The sequence below is a fragment of the Aromatoleum evansii genome (genome assembly GCF_012910805.1).
GTDB lineage: Bacteria > Pseudomonadota > Gammaproteobacteria > Burkholderiales > Rhodocyclaceae > Aromatoleum > Aromatoleum evansii.
In genome coordinates this window covers 117,594-136,997 of record NZ_WTVK01000004.1, presented here as the reverse complement: position 1 = coordinate 136,997, position 19,404 = coordinate 117,594, and the positions used below count along the sequence as shown (strand labels likewise).

Genomic DNA, 19,404 nt, shown 5'->3' with positions numbered 1-19,404 from the left:
ACCAGGCGGGGGCCCCATGAGCCGGACCGTGCACGTGTTTGTCAGCTACAGCCACGACGACAGCGCATGGTGCGATGTCGTCGTGAAACATCTGCAAGGCCTCCACGACCCGATCGAGGTCGAGGTGTGGATCGACCGCAAGGGCATCCGCGCCGGCGACAAGTGGTTGCCGGAGATCGAGACCGCGCTGGCGCAGGCCGATCTGGCGCTACTGCTGATCAGCCCGTCCTTCCTGAGCTCCGATTTCATCCGCAAGACCGAACTGCCCAAGCTGCTCGCGCGCAGCAAGGAAGGCTTGCGCGTGATTCCGGTGCAGATCCTTCCCAGCGCCTGGGAAGTGATCGGCTGGCTCAGGGAAACCGAGCTGCGGCCCAAGGAAAGGGACGAGAAGACGCGCAAGATCAAGGCGCTCGCGGAGTTCGGCAGCGAGAAGTCGGTCGCGGTGAGCCGCAGGCTCAGCGACCTGATGGTGGAGATCGCGGGACTCCTCCGCGAGGACGCGAGCGACGCGAACACGGTCGCAGGAAACGACCGCAATCGGACGAGCGATGATGCGCATGCGCGCGCGGCGGTGTCGCTGCTCGTCGCGACCTTGCTGCAGGAGACGCCCGAGGAGGAGCGCGAGCCGGTCGCGCGGCGGAGCGTCGAACGCCTGGCCGCATTCGGCAAATTTTCGGGCCAGGCGCTTTTCTGCGCGGTGCGGCTTTTCGTCGAATATCAGCTGCTGCGCGCCGACACGCCCACGTCCTTGTTGGAATTGCAGGAGACGCTCGACGGTCTCGATGACAACGAGACCGCGCAGCGCCTCGCCAGCGAGCTGAAGCGCGGTGCGCACGATGGCGATTTCAGCGCCAGCGTGATCGAGACGAAATCGCTGTTTTTCATGCTCGCACGGGAACGCGAGGCGTTGTGGGAGAGCTACTTCGACGCCGTGGCGAGGACTGCGCGCGATACCCCGGCGCGCGATGCGATCGCGACGCTCGCGCGCATCCGGGTGAACCTCGGCTTCATCGCGCCGCAGTTCCTCGTCGCCGGGCTGCTGTCGCGCTTCGAGGACGACTGGCGCCCCGTACTCAACGCCTACCGGCATTCGATTCCCAAGGCGGGAGGGCGCTCGGGGGCCTTCGAGAGCCTGCAGGCATCGCAATGGAACTGCTGGCTGGTGTGGGGGCCGAGCATCCCGATCTGCCGTTGCGCGCAATGGCAGGGACGCTTTGCCTACCAGTACGGGTACGGCGACGAGAACAACTCGCTGCCCCTGATCGAGCTCGACCTGGCCGACAACGGCGAACCGTGTACCCTAGGCCCGCTGGTGTCGGATCTCGCGGCCGAGGGGCGCGGTGCGAAGCTGGTGCAACTCACCGGGCGGCTGCGCTGGGGGCCGGATTTCCTGCGCGAAGGCGAAGATGGGGGCGGCGAGGCGGCGGACGACGAAGCGACGCTCGACCTGATCGACGAGCTGGAACGCGACGATGCCGGGGAGGAGCCTCCGCCGCGCAAGTATCCGATGGCGGCCGCGCAGGCGAGCCTGTGGTGCGGAGAAGGACCGCAGCACGCGCATCACGCCGACGGCCTTGTGCTGCAGCTGGAGTCGGTCGATAACGCCGTCGAGGAGACGCGCGTGTACTTCTCCGCCTACCTGTGGATGATGTTTCTCGTCGCGCTCGCCCGGCCCGACCCGACCGATCCGACCGTCGGCCCGCGCCTCCTGCGCCGCAAGCCCTATCCGTCATGGCCGGAGAGTCCGGCCGAGCGCGTGCGCGTCGGCGACGCACGCCTGTGGGAGAACCTGCTGCCGGTCTTCGTGCATGCCAATGTGGCCGACCCGGCGGCGCTGCACTTCCAGCGGCGCGTGCTGGTCGAGAACAGCGTCCAGTTGCTGCGCCAGGTGTGGGAGCGGCGGACCGAGTTCTTCGACGCCGACGACATTGCCGGCGGTATCTGCTTCCACCTCGTGTGCAGTTCGGATTACTCCGGTTGTGACTGTGCGATCCGCTACGCCTCGGCCGACCCCTTGCCCGAATTGCTGCGCGAGCGCCTCGAGGCGGAGAGCGATCGCGACTTCGCCGCGGCCGTGATCGTCCCGGGCTGTTCCGACAATCCCACGCAGCGACCGTGGGGGCTCGCGGGCTATTTCTCGTCCTGTCACCTGCCGGAGCTCGTCGCGGATTATTTCGGCTATGTCGACAAGCTCCAGCGACAGAAACCGCGCCGCTAAGGTGGGCTTTCGCGAGATCGACGCCTCTCCGGCCGGGCTGGCCGCGCTGGAGCGCTTCTACCGCGAGCGCTATGTCGCGGAGTTCCCCGATCCCGACGAGCGCGAGTCGCTCGACAACATGCGCCGCTATCTCGCGCTGAAGGCGCAGGGCTGGTACGGGGACAACAACTATCACATCGTCGTCGCCGAAATCGGCGGCGAAGCGGTCGGGGGTGTCGTCTTCGACTACCTCGCCATGCCGCGTGCGGGCGTGATCGAATTCCTGTTCGTCGTGTCGGACTGGCGCGAGTCGGGCATCGGCCGCGCGCTCCTGGACGAGGCGATCCGCCTGCTGCGGCGCGACGCCCGTCGGCGCGGCGCGCGTCTCGCCGCCGTGGTCGCGGAGATGAACGATCCCTTTCGCCATCCTGCGACGCCCGACAACATGGACCCCTTCCGTCGCGCGGCGGTCTGGGGCCGCTGGGGTTTCGGTGTGCTCGAATTCCCCTACGTCCAGCCCGCGCTGTCGGCGGGACAGCAGCCGGTCGATGGCCTGCTGCTGATCATGCGTCCGTTCGGACGGGTACCGCAGTCGGGCTTTCGTTCGCACTGGGTCGAACTCGTCGTCGCGGAGTATCTGCGCTGGGCGATGCGCATCGAGGACCCTGCCGCCGACCGCGACTTCCTCGCGATGGCCGACGCGCTGGCATCGCGTCCGCGCGTCGCGCTGGTTCCGCTCGGTCGTTACGCGGGCCAGGAGCCCACGGACGGGCTGCTGATCGAAACCGTCCCGTCGCCGGATCGACCGCCGGACGGCATCGCGACCGCCATGGCGATCGCCCGCGCGGCGATTCCCGTGCCCGGCCGGGTCGCCGCGGCGCAGGAGTTTGTCGCAGCCTTCGCGGTCGGCGACAGCGGTGCGGCGCATTATCACCTGTGGCTGTTGCGCGCCGCAGCGGACGCCCCGGCCGAGGGCATGGCGAGCTTCTTCACGCTGCCGACGGCCGGCTTCGGCGGCTATCTGGTCCTTGCCGGAAGCCTGCGCGGCCGCGGCCTGCTGCGCCCCGTGCTCGCGCGTATGGAGGCGCGCATGCGGCAGGACGGGACGTCGGCGGAAGGCTGGTTCATCGAATGCGGTACGGAATCGGTGGCGGTGTTCCGGCACGTCGGCTTCGTCGAGGTGTCGTGCGACTACCGCCCGCCGGCCGTGGGCGGCTGGGCGCCGGGCGGGGCACCCGAGCGTCTGCATCTGCTGTTCAAGCCCTTCGGCATGCGCCGGGCGCCGGATCGCCTGGACCGCGACTTCGTGTGCCGTGCGCTGCGGGAGATCCTTCGCCACGTCTATGCCGTCGGCGATCCGGTGACCGCTTCGTGCTATCGGCGCGTGCTGCGGACGCTGGCCGATGGCACCCGGCGCGGTATCGAGCGATGAGCGCAGGTGCTTGAAAACCATGCGTTTATCAGGGCTATTACCCGACAAAAACAGTTGGATACGGCGCGGCGATTTGCTATAGATACGTCATGGACGGGGATTCAATTCCGCACCACGGAGCGACCTCCCCCCATTCCGCGCAGCATTCGCGAACCGGGGAGTGTGCATGGCGATGGACGTTTGCAGTCTCCTGCTGGACGAGGCGCCCGATGCCTTCGTGGTGCAATCGCCGGAAGGCATCGTCCTGCACTGGAGCAGGAGCGCGGAATCGATCTTCGGTTACCGGGCCGACGAAATCGTCGGGCGGGATCTGCTCGACCTCGTCGTGCCCCCGGGCCGCGCCGAAGAGGAACGCGGCATGCGTCGCGAGGCGCTCGAGAACGGCTTCGCCGCGGTCGAAACGTTGCGGCGCTGCAAGGACGGTTCGCTGGTCTTCGTCTCGATCAGTGCGAAGACCGTGCGCGACGTTGAGGGACGGCCGCAGTACCTGATCATTGGCAAGCAGGACGTCACGCAGCTCAAGGTGATGCGTGACGCGAAGCTCGTCGAGGCGCGCTACGGCAAGTTGCTCGAGTCGATGCCCGACGGGATCGTGCTGGTCAACGCGTCCGGGTGCATCGTATTCGCCAACACCCAGGCCGAGGCGATGTTCGGCTACGAGGCGGGGCGCCTGCGCGGCCTGCCGGTGGAGGTGCTGCTGCCCGAGCGCCTGCGCGGCGGGCACGTGGCCCATCGCTCGGGCTACTTCGGCCAGCTGCGCACGCGGGCGATGGGCATGGGGCTGGAGCTGTTCGGACTGCGCCAGGACGGCAGCGAGTTTCCGGTCGAGATCGGCCTCAGTCCGCTCGAAACCGAGGAGGGCACGCTGGTGACCAGTGCGATCCGCGACATCACCGAGCGCAAGCTGATCGAGCGTGCGCTGCACGAGAAGAACGTCGAACTCGCGCAGGCCAACGCCGCGAAGGATCGCTTCCTTGCGAGCATGAGCCACGAGCTGCGCACGCCGCTCAACGCGATCATCGGTTTCACCGGCACGCTGCTGATGAAGCTGCCGGGACCCCTGAACGAGGTGCAGGAAAAGCAGCTGCGCCGCGTGCAGTCGAGCGGCCAGCACCTGCTCGAGCTGATCAACGACCTGCTCGACATCGCGAAGATCGAGGCGGGCAAGATCGAGCTGGTCGTGGAGCCCGTGGATTGCCGCGCGCTGGTCGAGGACGTGGTGGCGACGCTGCGTCCGGCGGCCGAAGGGAAGGGACTCGCATTTGCGGTCGAGATGCTCGACGAGGACCTGCGGCTGTCGACCGACCGGCGCGCCTTCAGCCAGATCCTGATCAACCTGGTGCAGAACGCGATCAAATTCACCGAGCAGGGAAGCGTCACCGTCAGGCTCGCGCGACGGATCGAGGGCGAACTCGCGCTGGTCGAGGTCAGCGTGCATGACACCGGCCCCGGTATCGGCGAGGAGGACCGCCAGCGCCTGTTCGCGCCTTTCGCACGCATCACGCCGCGTAGCGGCAAGTTTGCCGAGGGAACCGGCCTCGGCCTGCACCTGAGCCAGAAGCTCGCCGCGCAGATGGGGGGGCGGATCACCGTGGACAGCGCCTCGGGCGACGGCAGCACGTTCGCGCTTCTCTTGCCGGAGGGATGAGCATGGCGGCGCGCATTCTCCTCGTCGAGGACAACCCGGCGAATCTCGAACTCGTCAGCTACCTGCTCGAAGCGGCCGGGCACACCGTGCTGATCGCCGAGGACGGCCTGCAGGGGCTGGAACTCGCCCGCAGGGAGCCCCCGCCCGAACTCGTCATCAGCGACCTGCGCATGCCGGTGATGGACGGCTTCGAAATGCTTCGTCACATCCGCGCCGACGCCGCCCTGAACGACATCCCCGTGATCGCGGTCACAGCGTTCTCGATGTCGGGCGACCAGACTCGCGTCATGCTCGCGGGTTTCGACGGCTATATCTCGAAGCCCATCGTACCCGAGACCTTCGTCAGCGAGGTCGAAGCCTATCTGAAGGCCGGACGGCGCATGGCCGGTCCGGCTGCCGGCGAGTGAGGATGCGTGCCGATGGCGAAGATCCTTGTCATAGACGACCATGCCGTGAATCGCGAACTCATCGTCGCCCTGGCCGGCTATGAGGGGCACGAGGCACTGGAGGCGGGCGATGGAGCCGAGGGGCTCGCCATCGTGCGGGCGCAGCGTCCGCAGCTGGTCATCTGCGACATCCTCATGCCCAACGTGGACGGTTACGAATTCGTGCGCCGGCTGCGTGCCGACCCCGAGATCGCCCACACGCGCGTGATCTTCCACACCGCCAACTACCATGAGCGCGAAGTGCGCCACCTCGCCGGGATCCTCGGTGTCTCGCGCATCCTGGTGAAACCGTGCGACCCGGAAGTGATCGTGCGGACCATTGCGGAGGTGCTGGCGGAGGCCGCTCGGGAAAACCCGCCTGCAAGCGACGCCGAGTTCGAACGCGAGCACTTGCGCGTGCTCACCGACAAGCTCGCAGCCAAGGCCGAGGAGCTCGAACGTCGTGCGGCGGATCTCGCCAGCGAGGTCGAGACCCGCAAGCTCGCGGAGGCGCAGCTGCGGCGCGTGCTGCGCGCGCGCAAGGTGATGGCCGAATGCAACCGTACGCTGGTGCGTGCCACCGACGAGCGGCGGCTGCTCGCGGAGATGTGCCGCTTCCTCGTCGAACTCGGCAATTACGGCATCGCCTGGGTGAGCCTGGCGTGGCACGACGCCGACTGCACCGTGGAGACGGTCGCCGCCGCCGGCGAAGGGGCCGCCCTGCTGAAATCCTTCCGCTTCTCCTGGGGCGACAATGCCTGCGGCAACGGCCCGGTGGGCGAGGCGGTGCGCACGCGCGAACCACAGGTCGTGCGCGACATCGCGAGCGATCCGCGCGTCGGGCGCTGGCGCGAGGCGGCGATCGGGCGCGGCTACCAGGCGGCCGCGGTGCTGCCCCTCGTGTTCGAGCACGAAACCTTCGGCGTGCTGTGCATCGTCACGCGCGAGAAGGAAGCCTTCGATGCGGATGAACTCGAACTGCTCGGTGAGCTCGCCGACGACATCGCCTACGGCATCCACACGCTGCGTGCGCGCGTCGTGCAGCAGCGCACCGAGGAGACGCTGCGCCTGCGCAACCGCGCGATCGACGAGAGCATCAACGCCATCGTGATCAGCGCCGCCGACCGCGAGGCCGACAACCCGGTGCTGTACGTCAATCCGGCCTTCACGCTGATGACCGGCTATGCGCCGGAGGAGATCATCGGGCGCAACACGCGCCTGCTCATCGGCAACGACTGGGACCAGCCCGACATCGAACGCTTGCGCGAGGCCGTGCGCCGCGGGCGCGACGCGCGCGTGACGCTGCGCTGCTACCGCAAGGACGGCTCGCTGTTCTGGAATGAAGTCTCGCTCGCGTCGATGCACGACCCGAGCGGACGCGTGTCGCACTTCATCTCGATCTTCAACGACCTCACCGACCGCAAGCGTTACGAGGCGGAACTCGAACAGCAGGCCAACCACGACGCGCTCACCGGGCTCGCCAACCGCAACCTGCTCAACGACCGCCTGCAGCAGGCGATGATCCGCGCGCAGCGCAACGCCGGCGCGGTCGCCGTGATGCTGCTCGACATCGACCGCTTCAAGCTGATCAACGACAGCCTCGGCCATGCCGTCGGCGACGAGCTGATTTGCGAGGTGGCGCGGCGCCTCGCCGCCTGCGTGCGCCAGGGCGACACCGTGGCGCGCCTCGGCGGCGACGAGTTCATGATCGTCATGTCCGAGCTGTGGGCCGAAAGCGATGCCGCATCGCTCGCCGCCAAGGTGCTGCAGGCCGTGTCGGCGCCGATGAAGTTGTCGGGCCACGAGATGGTCGTCACCGGCAGCCTGGGCGTCGCGCTGTTCCCGCGCGATGGCGAATCGGCGGCCCTGCTGGTGAAGAATGCCGATGTTGCGATGTACCGCGCGAAGGAGCAGGGCCGCAACGACTTCCGCTTCTACGCGCCCGAGATGAACGCGCGCATGCTCGAACGCCTGGAACTCGAGAACGGCCTGCGCCGGGCGCTGGAGCAGGACGAGCTCGAGCTGCACTACCAGCCCAAGGTCGAGCTCGCCAACGGGCGCGTGGTCGGTGCCGAGGCGCTGATCCGCTGGCGCCATCCGGTGCTGGGCATGGTGTCGCCGGCCGACTTCATCCCCCTCGCCGAGGAAACGGGCCTCATCGTGCCGATCGGCGAATGGGTCATCAACACCGCGTGCCGTCAGTTGAAGGCCTGGCGCGAGGAAGGGCTCACGGGCGTCAGCGTCGCGGTCAATGTCTCGGCGCGGCAGTTCCAGCAGGAGGATCTCGTCGGCGTGCTGGGCGAGGCCCTGCGTGCGTCCGAGGTGCCCGCGCGGCAACTGCATCTCGAAGTCACCGAGAGCGGCGTGATGAGCAACCCGGAGCGGACCATCGTGATCCTGCGCACGCTCAAGGACATCGGCGTGCTGGTCTCGCTCGACGACTTCGGCACCGGTTATTCCAGCCTGAACTACCTCAAGCGCTTCCTCATCGATAGCGTCAAGATCGACCAGTCCTTCGTCGCCGACCTCACGACTTCGTCCGAGGACGCCGCGATCGCGCGCATGGTCATCTCGCTGGCGCACAGCCTGAACCAGACGGTCGTCGCCGAAGGCGTGGAGACGGAAGCGCAGCTCGACTTCCTGCGGCGCCATCGTTGTGACGAGATGCAGGGCTTCCTGTGCAGCCGCCCGATTCCTGCGGTCGAGTTCGCGAATCTGGTGCGGGGTGGCGCGTGCTTGCCGCTGCCGCGGGCCAGCCGGCTGCACTGAGGCGTGCTCGGCATATGACCGTGGGAGCGGCTTCGTGTGGGAGCGGCTTCAGCCGCGAATCAAACGGCGTGGTTCGCCAGGCGCCGATTCGCGGCTGAAGCCGCTCCCACGGAATCGTGCCCATCCGACGATCTGCCCAGCGGAACCGCCTTACCCTAGAATGCCGCTGCTACAGTCCGCACAACACGGCCGCGCGCCGTCCGCCATGTCCGAAATCTCCCTGCGCGTCCTGTCGGTGATCCCGCCGATGACGCAACTCAATACCCCGTACCCGTCGACGGCCTATCTCACCGGCTTCCTGCGCTCGCGCGGCGTCGACGCGGTGCAGGAAGACCTCGCTCTCGCGCTGGTGCTGCGCCTGTTCTCGCGCGACGGGCTCACGGCCATTCGCGGACGCATCGAGGCGACCCCGGAACGCCAGCGCAGCCCGCGCGTGAGAGCCTTCCTCGCGCAGTTCGAGCGTTACCGGCTGACGATAGACCCGGCCATCGCCTTCCTGCAGGGCCGCGATCCCACGCTCGCGAACCGCATCTGCGGGCGCAACTTCCTGCCCGAAGGCTCGCGCTTCGAATCGCTGGACGTCTACATCGACCCGGAAGGCGGCGACCCGCTCGCGTGGGCCTTCGGCGCGCTGGGTCTGGAGGACCGTGCCCGCCACCTCGCGACGCTGTACCTCAACGACGTCGCGGACGTGCTGCGCGAGGCGGTCGATCCGCGCTTCGAGTTCGTCCGTTACGCCGAATCGCTGGCGCAGAGCCAGGCGAACTTCGAACCGCTGGCGCAGGCGCTGGCCGAGCGGATGAACCTCGTCGACGAGACGCTGCGCGCGCTCACCCTCGACGCGATTGCCCGCCATGCGCCGCAGGTCGTGCTGCTGTCGGTGCCCTTTCCCGGCGCGGTGTACGGCGCCTTCCGCATCGCCCAGGCGATCAAGGCCCACGACCCGAAGATCGTCACCGTGCTGGGCGGCGGCTTCGTGAACACCGAGCTGCGCGAACTCAAGGAGACGCGCGTCTTCGACTACTTCGACTTCGTCACCCTCGACGACGGCGAGCGCCCCATCCTCGCGCTGCTCGACCACCTCAAGGGCGGGCGCGGCCGCTCGCGCCTCGTGCGCAGCTTCTTCCGCGATCCCGACGGCGGCGAAGTGCGCTACGTGAACCTCGGCGAGGCCGACATCGCCTTCGCCGAAGTCGGCACCCCGACCTGGGACGGCCTGCCGCTCGACCGCTACCTGTCGGTGCTCGACATGCTCAACCCCATGCACCGCCTGTGGTCGGACGGGCGCTGGAACAAGCTCACCGTCGCGCACGGCTGCTACTGGAAGAAGTGCAGCTTCTGCGACGTGAGCCTCGACTACATCTCGCGCTACGACGGCGCGAGCGCGAAGACGCTGGTCGACCGCATCGAGGCGATCATCGCCGAGACGGGGCAGACGGGCTTCCACTTCGTCGACGAGGCCGCGCCGCCCAAGGCTCTGAAGGCGCTCGCGCAGGAACTCCTCGAGCGCGGCGTGGCGATCTCGTGGTGGGGCAATATCCGCTTCGAAAAGTCCTTCACCCCGGAACTGTGCCGCCTGCTCGCCGACAGCGGCTGCATCGCCGTGTCGGGCGGGCTGGAGGTCGCCTCCGACCGCCTGCTGCAGCTCATGAAGAAGGGCGTGTCGGTCGACCAGGTCGCGCGCGTCACCAATGCCTTCACCGAGGCAGGCATCCTCGTGCACGCCTACCTGATGTACGGTTTCCCGACGCAGACGGTGCAGGACACCGTCGACGCGCTCGAATACGTGCGCCAGCTCTTCGAATCCGGCTGCATCCAGTCGGGCTTCTTCCATCGCTTCGCGTGCACGGTGCATTCGCCGGTCGGCCAGAACCCGGACGAGTATGGCGTGAAGCTCGTCCCGCTGCCGCCCGTGACCTTCGCGAAGAACGACGTGCGCTTCATCGACCCGACCGGTGTCGACCACGACACGCTGGGCGTGGCGCTCAACAAGGCGCTCTACAACTACATGCACGGCATCGGCCTGGAGCAGGACGTGCGCGGCTGGTTCTCCGACCGCGTTCCGCGCCCCCGCGTGCCGCGCAATTTCATCGAGCGGGCCTTGCGCTAGACGCGCTGCCGGACCCGTATTCCGGGACCTCGTCGCGAACCTTCGCGGCGCAATACGTTCTAATGGCGACTGGGATTCATCGACTGGCCCGAAAGCGGGTAGTGGCGCTACCCGAAGGGAGGTATCGGCGAGGTCTTTGATTTCGATAATAATTTTGCAACGTCTGGATTTTAGCATCGACCGGCAAATCGGCATCAGACCGCAGCCGGACAGGTTTCAATGGAGGAGACAGCAATGAGCACGACAACGACCGAACGACTTCCCACGAGCGATCTGGAGAACGAGTTCATCCCGCCGATCGGACAGCCCGAGGCGAACGACATGGCGTGGGACCAGCGCCTGAATGCCGAAGTGGCGTGGCAGCTCGCACGCGAGACCGTCGATGACGGTCTCGCGCAATGGACGGACCGCGCGGAGGGTGCACCGCGGCGCCTGCCGACGATGCGCACGATCGCGCGCATGAACACCGCCCTCGTGGCGCTGCGCGAACGGCTCTACCAGATCCAGAACGAGGCCGCGAACATCGCGATTTCCGAGCTGGCATTGCGACAGGAGGCCGATCCGGCCGCGTCGTCCGACGATGCCTTTTCGCCGCTGCATGCCCAGAATGCGCGCCGCATCGAGGCGCTCGCCGCGTCGTGCTACGAACTGCTGTCCGCGGCACAGGGCAATCTTGCGGCCGTGGCGGGCAAGGTGCCGGCCGGGTCCGGCGCCGCCGCTGGCCGTGCCGGGCTGGAGGAATCGTTGTACGCCGAGCGCCGTCAGCGCGACGCACTCATCGACTTCCCGGACCGTCGCGCCGCGGCTTGAGCCCAGCGCATCTCGCGACGCCATGCGGTCGGCGATATGCCACCGGCCGCATGGCGGGATACGCCTTCGGCTCCTCCCGCCCTACGCAACACCGGGACCGGCGTCTCGGCTCGAAAGAGCCGGAGGAGCGGAGCGCATCCCGCCGGAAGGCCGGGCAATCGCCCTCCACATCAGGCCGGCACGGACTCCCTGATCAGGTGATCGAAGGCCGCCAGTGAGGCCTTCGCGCCTTCGCCCATCGCGATCACGATCTGCTTGAACGGCACCGTCGTGCAGTCGCCGGCGGCGAAGAGGCCCGGCACCGAGGTCTGGCCGCGCGCATCGACGACGATCTCGCCGAAGCGCGTGCGCTCGACCGTGTCCTTCACGAAGTCGGTGTTCGGCAGCAGGCCGATCTGCACGAAGATGCCTTCCAGTTCGATCCGCTGCGAGTCGCCCGACACGCGGTCCTTGTAGACCAGGCCGTTCACCTTCGCGTCGCCCGTCACTTCGGTGGTCTGCGCATTGGTGATCACCGTGACGTTGGGCAGGCTCGCGAGCTTTTTCTGCAGCACGGCGTCGGCGCGCAGCGAGTCGGCGAATTCGAGCAGCGTGACGTGCGAGACGATGCCCGCGAGGTCGATCGCCGCCTCGACGCCCGAGTTGCCGCCGCCGATCACCGCGACGCGCTTGCCCTTGAACAGCGGGCCGTCGCAGTGCGGGCAGTAGGCCACACCCTTGCCGCGGAATTCCTTTTCGCCCGGCACGTTCATCTCGCGCCAGCGCGCCCCGGTCGCGAGGATCACGGTGCGCGCCTGGAGCGAGGCGCCGTTCTCGAGTTTCACCTCGAAGCCGCGCTCGCCCGGGATCACCGCCGCGGCGCGTTGCAGGTTCATGACGTCGACCTCGTATTCCTTGACGTGCTCTTCGAGGGCTGCCGCGAGCTTCGGGCCTTCGGTGGCCTTCACCGAGATGAAGTTTTCGATCGCGAGCGTGTCCGTCACTTGGCCGCCGAAGCGTTCGGCGACGACACCGGTGCGGATGCCCTTGCGCGCGGCGTAGATCGCCGCCGCCGCACCCGCCGGCCCGCCGCCGACGACCAGCACGTCGAATTCGCCCTTCGCTGAAATCTTCTCCGCGGCGCGCGTTTGGGCGCCGGTGTCGATCTTCGCCACGATCTCGGCGAGCTCCATGCGACCCTGGCCGAAGTGCTGACCATTCAGGAACACGGTCGGCACCGCCATGATCTGGCGCTCGTTGACCTCGTCCTGGAACAGCGCGCCGTCGATCATCGTGTGGCGGATGTTGGGGTTGATCACCGCCATCAGGTTGAGCGCCTGCACGACGTCCGGGCAGTTGTGGCACGACAGCGAGATGAAGGTCTCGAACTCGTACGTGCCTTCGATCGCGCGGATCTGGTCGATGACTTCCTGCTCGACCTTGGGCGGATGACCGCCGACCTGCAGCAGCGCGAGGATCAGCGAGGTGAATTCATGCCCCATCGGGAGGCCGGCAAAGCGCACGCCGGTGTCTTCGCCGGCGCGGTTGATCGCGAAGGAAGGCTTGCGCTCGGCGTCATCGCGGCGTTCGATGACGGTGATGCGGTTCGACTGTTCGGCGATGTCGCCGAGCAGGGCCTGCATCTCGCGCGACTTGTCGCTGTCGTCCAGGGACGCGACGATTTCGATCGGCTGGGTGACTCGTTCGAGGTAGGCCTTCAACTGGTTCTTGATGTTCGCGTCGAGCATGGCGGGATCGTCCGTGAAATGCAGGGGGAATTCAGGGGGGGCGCTCGTGGCGCCCGCCCGCTAGTGCCGGATGGGCAACGGTTTCGTAGGGCGGGAGGCGCCGAAGGCGTATCCCGCCATGTGGCCGCGGGTTTTGCTTCGGCGCCGGCGTTGGCGGAATGCGCTCCGCCCTTCCGCGCTACGGGTGACGGATCGGCTTAGATCTTGCCGACGAGGTCCAGCGAGGGCGCCAGCGTCGCGTCGCCTTCCTTCCACTTCGCCGGGCAGACTTCACCCGGGTGGCTGGCGACGTACTGCGCGGCCTTGACCTTGCGCAGCAGCTCCGAGGCGTCGCGGCCGATGCCGCCGGCGTTGATCTCGACGATCTGGATCCTGCCTTCCGGGTCGATCACGAAGGTGCCGCGGTCGGCCAGGCCGGCTTCCTCGATCATCACGTCGAAGTTGCGCGAGATGGTGCCGGTCGGGTCGCCGATCATCGGATACTGGATCTTGCCGATGGTCTCGGAGCTGTCGTGCCATGCCTTGTGCGTGAAGTGGGTGTCGGTCGAAACACTGTAGATCTCGACGCCCAGCTTCTGGAACTCGGCGTAGTTGTCGGCGAGGTCGCCCAGTTCGGTCGGGCACACGAAGGTGAAGTCGGCCGGGTAGAAGAACACCACCGACCATTTGCCCTTCAGCGATTCGTCGCTGACTTCGATGAACTTGCCGTTGTGGTAGGCGGTGGCTTTGAACGGCTTGACTTGCTGGTTGATCTGGGACATGTCGCACTCCATTGTCGTAGTGGGGTAAGGGGACCGAGCGGTGTGTCCTGCTCGATGGGTGTCACTTTACCGACCGGGGTGCGATAGCTCCAATTGAACTAAAAAATGAATACGATAGGCACTTGCGATCAAGCGTCGGATCCACGCTTCGCTGCGATTTCGCGCACCGTCGCATCGATCAGTCGCCGCGCGATGCTGATGCGGTGCGGCAGGCGCGGCAGCCGGTCGATCGTGAACCAGTCGGCGGCCTCGATCTCCTCGGGTTGCAGGACGAGCTTGCCGCCCGCGTAATCCGCGACGAAGCCGATCATCAGGGAATGCGGGAAGGGCCACGGCTGGCTGCCGAAATAGCGCACGTTGGTGATCTCGATCCCGACTTCCTCGCGTACCTCGCGCGCGAGGGTCTGCTCCAGCGACTCGCCCGGCTCGACGAATCCCGCGAGCGCGCTGAACATGCCTTCGGGAAAGTGTGGCGAGCGCGCGAGGAGCAGTTCGTCGCCCCGTCGCACCAGAGCCATCACCGCCGGGGCGAGGCGCGGGTAGTGGACCATGCCGCAGCCGGGGCATACCCGCGAACGTTCGTCCGGGTGCGGATCCGTCGGCGTGCCGCAGCGGCCGCAGTAGCGATGCGTCAGGTCCCATTGCACGATCTGGACCGCGCGGCCCGCCACCCCGAACGACGTCTCGTCGAGCCGCCCGAACAGGGAGCGCAGGTCGTGCCATTCCATGCCCTCCGGAGCGGGCGCTTCGGGCCCGACGGCGGCCGCGTAGCAGTGCCGATCGCCGAGGCGTCCGAGGTAGTGCTGCGGACCGGACGGATCCAGCCCACCCGGCTCCCTGCGCGTGGGCACCCGGGTCTCGCCCTCGCTGTTGAGCACGAGCAGGGCATTCTTGCGGAATACGAAACACAGGTCGTCGTCGCGGAGCGGGGCGGGGGAGACGTGTCCGGGAGTGAACATGGGCGCACGCAGTCGGGTGGTTGGATGTTGCGGTCATGATGCGCGGCATGCCGCGGCGGCGCAACCGCAGGTCCCCTGAATTGACATTCCTCATGGGGAATCTGTCCATCCTGGGCTATGGTTGGCCTTTGAGCGACAAGCGGGAGCGTTTCGACATGAGCAGCGGCGCATGGAGTTGTCCGCACGACCTCGACGGCGTGTGTCAGCGCGTACAGGGCGCGGTGTGCGAGCCCGGCATGCGTGGCTGCGTGCTCGAAGGCAAGGTGCGTTTCGCCCGCGACGAGATGAACCTCCCGCGCAAACCCGTGAAGGCCGTGAAGCCGGAGCCTGCAAGGAAGCCGGCCCAGCCTCCGAAGCGCCGCCTGCCGTTCTGAGGCACCCGATAACGGCAATACGGCTTGCCCGGCGGGAATTTTTCCTGCCGGCATACCGCCGTTTCGCGATCTAATACGGCTCATTCCGGCTGCCGCGACGTCGCGGGGCAAATCGTTTCGGGGAAGGTCGTTGATGGGAGATCAGGACAGCATTCTCGACGCGAAAGCCGGCGTACTCAGGGTCGTCCTGGCGTACGCGGCCTTTGCTGCGCTGTGGATCCTGCTTTCCGACGAAGCGCTGGGTTTCCTTTTCCGCGACCCCGACCTCATCGTGAAGGCCAGCCAGGCCAAGGGCTGGGTCTTCGTCGCCATCACGGCAGTGCTGCTGTACGGCCTGTTGATTCGCCTTGTCGGCAGGCTGAACCAGAGTCTGCGGCGCGAGCTCGCGTCGGAGGCGGAGCGGCGGCACGCCGAGGAGCAGGTGCATAACCTGTCCTTCTACGATTCGCTGACCAGCCTGCCGAATCGACGCCTGCTGTTCGACCGCCTCGGACAGTCGCTGCTGGGCGGGCGCCGCAGCGATACCCGTGGCGCGGTGCTGTTCATCGATCTCGACGGTTTCCGGGCGCTCAACGACACGCGCGGACACGAGGTCGGTGACCGCATGCTGGTCGAGATCGCGCGCCGGATTGCCGCGAGCGTCCACCGCGAGGACACCGTGGCACGTGTCGGCAGCGATGAATTCGTCGTCGTCGCCAACGGGCTGAGTCCGGAGCGGGACGCCGCCGCGGTCGCCGCGCGCGAGATTGCCGAGCGCATCCAGGCGGTGGTCCGGCAGCCGCTCGATGTCGACGGACAGGAGGTCCTGGGTTCGGTCAGCGTCGGCATCAGCATGTTCTCGGGCGCGGAAGGCACCGTCGACGAGCTGCTCAAGCAGGCCGATGCGTCGATGTTCGAGGCGCGCAGCCGTGGGCGCGGCGGCATCCATTTCTTCGATGTCGCGATGCAGGCGGCGCTGGAGGAGCGGGTGCGCCTGGAAGGCTGGCTGAGCAAGGCGCTCCCGGATCAGCTGCGGCTTTACTACCAGATGCAGGTCGACTGTTCCGGCACGATCCAGGGCGCCGAAGTCCTGATCCGCTGGCTGCACCCCGAGCGCGGCATGATCCCGCCGTGCGACTTCATCCCGCTCGCGGAGGAAACCGGGATGATCCTTCCGATTGGCCGCTGGGTGCTGGAAACCGCCTGCCGGCAGCTGAAAGCGTGGGAGGCCGTGCCGGCGACGCGTCATCTGCGGCTGTCTGTCAATGTGAGCGCGCGGCAGTTCCGGCAGGATGATTTCGTCCGCGAGGTGCTGGATGTCGTCGAGCAGACCGGGGCGGATCCGGCGAACCTCAAGCTCGAGCTCACGGAGAGCATGGTCGTCGAGAACATCGACCAGGTCGTCGACAAGATGGCAAGGCTCAAGGCGATGGGCATCCAGTTCTCGCTGGACGACTTCGGCACCGGCTTCTCGTCGCTGTCCTGCCTGCGCCGCCTGCCGCTCGACCAGCTCAAGATCGACCAGTCCTTCGTGCGCGACGTGACCGAGAACGCCAACGACGCCGCGATCGTGCGCACCATCATCGCACTCGGCCAGAGCCTCGGCCTCGAAGTCATCGCCGAAGGCGTCGAGACCGCCGAGCAGCGAAACTTCCTCGCGGTGCACGGCTGCAGCAACTACCAGGGCTACCACTTCAGCCGCCCCGTGCCGCTGGAAGAGTTCGAACTGCAACTCGGCCAGGGGCGCCGCCACCCCTGATGGGGGCAGCGGCGCAACCGGGTGCTAGAACGGCATGATCAGCCGGAACCACGCCTTGTCGCCCTGGAAGCGGTTTTCCGCCCCGGATTCCTGCTGCCACTGGCCGATGAACATCGTGCCGCCCTTGGTCGTGTAGCTGACGCTCGGCCCGATCGCGAACACCTCGCCCTTGCGCCCTGAGGACCACGGTCCGAGCGCCGATGAGATCGTTTCGCCTTCGAGCTTGTCGTTGGTCGTCTGCTTCAGGTAGTAGCCGGAAAGGCCGACGCCCCACGGGCCGAAGCGCTTGCCCGCGAGGTAATCGACGCGAAACTCGTCGCCCGACTCGTAATCCATCTTCGGCGCGCCGGGGGCAGGGCGGAAGTCCTTGTTCTTCGTCTTCATGTTGTACATGAACTTGCCCGACAGCTCCCAGCCCGAATCGGAGATCCAGGTCACCGCAAGGACCGGTTCCACGCTCCAGTAGTTGGTGCCGATGCTCTTGATCGGCTGCCCCGACTTGTATTCCCCTGTCGGCGCGAAGAAATCCAGCGCGAAGACCCAGTGCAGGTTGCCGGCGTGCCAGCCGATCACGAGCGGCGAGAACAGCATGTCGCCGATGCCGGTGACGGTCTTGCTGTCGCCGAGGGTCAGTTTCTGCTGCACGACGGGCAGGATGGCCTGTACCGCCCAGTCTCCGCCGAGGATCTTCGTGTTCGTGACCTTGACGACGCGCATCGCATCGAACCAGGCGGTCACCCCGGTCCCGGGTACCTTGTCGCCGTCGTCGTCGCGCAGGCTGTCGGCATGGTAGTACCCGAAATAGTTGAGGAAATAGTTTCCCGGTGGCGGCAATGCGCCCGCGACCCAGTTCTCGCTTCCGTGCGGATACTGGTCGCCCCCTTCCTTCGCGAGCGCGCCGCCGCAAACCAGCCCGGACAGGGCCAACGCCACGCAGATCTGCTTGAGTCTCATGCCTCCTCCTTGATTTCTTGTTTGCGATGCCTTGATTGGCACGATTCGGGGCGTTGCCGCCCCTGGCCTCGGCCGGGCCATTGCCGATACCGGGGTGCGGAAGCTGGCTCAGGCCGCGCGATTGACGTGGAAACGCTTGGCCTTCATGTCGAAGCGCGGAAGGATGTTGCGTCCGACGTTATGCACGCGCGGGCGGAAGGCGAGTACCGCGTCGAGGCGCTCGGCGATCGAATGCACGACCGCAGGGTCGGCCCCTTCGCACAGCTCGACCTCGATATCCATCTCGTCCATGTGCTTGACCTTGCTGACGGTGATGCGGAACTCGTCGACCTCGACGAACTTGCGGATGATGTTCTCGACGCCGGCCGGGAAGACGTTCACCCCGCGCACGGTGACCATGTCATCCGCGCGGCCGAGGATGCCGCCCTGGAAGCGCAGGAAGGTTCGGCCGCAGGAACAGGGGTCGAGATTAACTTCGACGAGATCGCCGGTGCGGTAGCGGATCAGCGGGAAGCCCCAGCGGCCGAGGTTCGTGACCACCAGTTCGCCGCGCTCGCCAGGCTTCACGGCTTCGCCGGTCTTGGGGTCGATGACCTCGGCGATGAACTCGGACTCGATCAAGTGCGTGCCGCCGGGCTGGTGCTCGCATTCGAAGGAATGCGCGCCGATCTCGGAGGCGCCCGCATGGTCGAAGCATTTCGCCGACCACGAGGATTCGATGCGCTGCTTGGTCGCCGGGATGTTCGCGCCCGGTTCGCCCGCATGCACGGTGGACTTCATCTTGATCGAGCCCATGTCGAAGCCGTGTTCGCGCGCCACTTCGGCCAGCCGCAGGGCGTAGGTCGGTGTGCAGCACAGCACCGTCGCGCCCGTCTCGCGCATCAGTTCCAGGCGCTGCAGCGAGTCGCGTCCGCCGCCAGGGATCATCACTGCGCCGAGCTTGCGCGCGCCTTCCAGCGCCGCCCAGAAACCGATGAAGGGCCCGAACGCGAAGGCGAGGAAGACGCGGTCGCTCGCATCCACCCCCGAGCCGGCGAGCACGTGCGCCCAGCACTTCGCCCACCAGTCCCAGGAGTCCTGCGTGTCCAGCACCTTCAGCGGTACGCCGGTTGTGCCGGAGGTCTGGTGCAGGCGCGTGTACTGCTCGATCGGATAAGTGAGGTTGGTGCCGAAGGGGCCGTTCGCCGCCTGGTCTTCCATCAGCTCGGACTTCGTCGTCAGCGGCAGGCGCGCGAGGTCGTCGAGCGAGCGGATGTCGCGCGGCTCGATGCCGGCGGCCTTCCACTTGTTGCTGTAGAAGCGGTTCTTGCCCCACAACTCGGCCATCATCGCCTGGAGCTTTTCCAGTTGCAGGGCGGCGAGCTGTTCGCGGGGCAGGGTTTCGGTGGTCTGATCGAAATACGCCATGACTGTCTTCCTCGAAATTCTGGACGAACCGTCCCGCGGCGATGCCGTCCGGGTTCGGAAGGGGGCATTGCCGTATGGGCGGATGCTGCGGAG

The 19,404-nt window shown here is 67.0% G+C and carries 14 protein-coding genes; 9 read left to right on the top strand and 5 right to left on the bottom strand.

Annotated features, from left to right (window positions below; all coding sequences use genetic code 11):
- Positions 1-16 precede the first annotated feature (16 nt).
- The 7 genes from GO615_RS03255 (at position 17) to GO615_RS03225 (ending at position 11,391) form a co-directional block, all read left to right on the top strand.
- Entirely contained in the window at positions 17-2,218 is a 2,202-nt protein-coding gene (locus GO615_RS03255; protein WP_169125610.1) for a toll/interleukin-1 receptor domain-containing protein, read from the top strand.
- Entirely contained in the window at positions 2,181-3,629 is a 1,449-nt protein-coding gene (locus tag GO615_RS03250; RefSeq protein ID WP_169125609.1) for a GNAT family N-acetyltransferase, read from the top strand. The genes GO615_RS03255 and GO615_RS03250 overlap by 38 nt, the downstream gene beginning before the upstream one ends.
- Positions 3,630-3,795: 166 nt before the next feature.
- Positions 3,796-5,277, top strand: a complete 1,482-nt coding sequence (locus tag GO615_RS03245) for a PAS domain S-box protein (RefSeq protein WP_169125608.1) — start codon at positions 3,796-3,798, stop codon at positions 5,275-5,277.
- A 2-nt stretch (positions 5,278-5,279) separates the two neighbouring features.
- A complete protein-coding gene (locus GO615_RS03240) occupies positions 5,280-5,684 on the top strand; it encodes a response regulator (RefSeq protein WP_169125607.1) in 405 nt (134 codons plus the stop codon).
- Between the two features lie 12 nt (positions 5,685-5,696).
- Positions 5,697-8,471, top strand: a complete 2,775-nt coding sequence (locus tag GO615_RS03235) for a two-component system response regulator (protein WP_169125606.1) — start codon at positions 5,697-5,699, stop codon at positions 8,469-8,471.
- Positions 8,472-8,676: 205 nt separating this feature from the next.
- Positions 8,677-10,581: a B12-binding domain-containing radical SAM protein gene (locus GO615_RS03230; protein ID WP_169125605.1), complete on the top strand. Its 1,905-nt coding sequence runs from the start codon at positions 8,677-8,679 to the stop codon at positions 10,579-10,581.
- Positions 10,582-10,815: 234 nt separating this feature from the next.
- Complete coding sequence (locus GO615_RS03225) at positions 10,816-11,391, top strand: hypothetical protein (RefSeq protein WP_169125604.1); 576 nt, start codon at positions 10,816-10,818, stop codon at positions 11,389-11,391.
- A 170-nt stretch (positions 11,392-11,561) separates the two neighbouring features.
- On the opposite strand, the gene ahpF is transcribed toward GO615_RS03225, so the two are convergent.
- From ahpF to nudC, 3 genes are all read right to left on the bottom strand, one after another.
- Positions 11,562-13,118, bottom strand: a complete 1,557-nt coding sequence (gene ahpF / locus GO615_RS03220; protein WP_169125603.1) for an alkyl hydroperoxide reductase subunit F — start codon at positions 13,116-13,118, stop codon at positions 11,562-11,564.
- A 197-nt stretch (positions 13,119-13,315) separates the two neighbouring features.
- Complete coding sequence (gene ahpC, locus GO615_RS03215; protein ID WP_169125602.1) at positions 13,316-13,879, bottom strand: alkyl hydroperoxide reductase subunit C; 564 nt, start codon at positions 13,877-13,879, stop codon at positions 13,316-13,318.
- 128 nt (positions 13,880-14,007) lie between these two features.
- Positions 14,008-14,838 (bottom strand): NAD(+) diphosphatase, encoded by an 831-nt coding sequence (nudC, locus tag GO615_RS03210; RefSeq protein WP_169125601.1) that lies wholly within the window; start codon positions 14,836-14,838, stop codon positions 14,008-14,010.
- Positions 14,839-14,873: 35 nt separating this feature from the next.
- Here nudC and GO615_RS28805 point away from each other — a divergent pair, with 35 nt between their 5' ends.
- Positions 14,874-15,212, top strand: coding sequence for a hypothetical protein (locus GO615_RS28805; RefSeq protein ID WP_246262122.1), 339 nt, complete (start codon positions 14,874-14,876; stop codon positions 15,210-15,212).
- Positions 15,213-15,345: 133 nt separating this feature from the next.
- Complete coding sequence (locus GO615_RS03200; protein ID WP_169125600.1) at positions 15,346-16,950, top strand: putative bifunctional diguanylate cyclase/phosphodiesterase; 1,605 nt, start codon at positions 15,346-15,348, stop codon at positions 16,948-16,950.
- A 24-nt stretch (positions 16,951-16,974) separates the two neighbouring features.
- On the opposite strand, the gene GO615_RS03195 is transcribed toward GO615_RS03200, so the two are convergent.
- Positions 16,975-17,904, bottom strand: a complete 930-nt coding sequence (locus GO615_RS03195) for a SphA family protein (RefSeq protein WP_169125599.1) — start codon at positions 17,902-17,904, stop codon at positions 16,975-16,977.
- Positions 17,905-18,012: 108 nt separating this feature from the next.
- Positions 18,013-19,311: a phenylacetate--CoA ligase family protein gene (locus GO615_RS03190; protein ID WP_169125598.1), complete on the bottom strand. Its 1,299-nt coding sequence runs from the start codon at positions 19,309-19,311 to the stop codon at positions 18,013-18,015.
- Between the last annotated feature and the right edge of the window lie 93 nt (positions 19,312-19,404).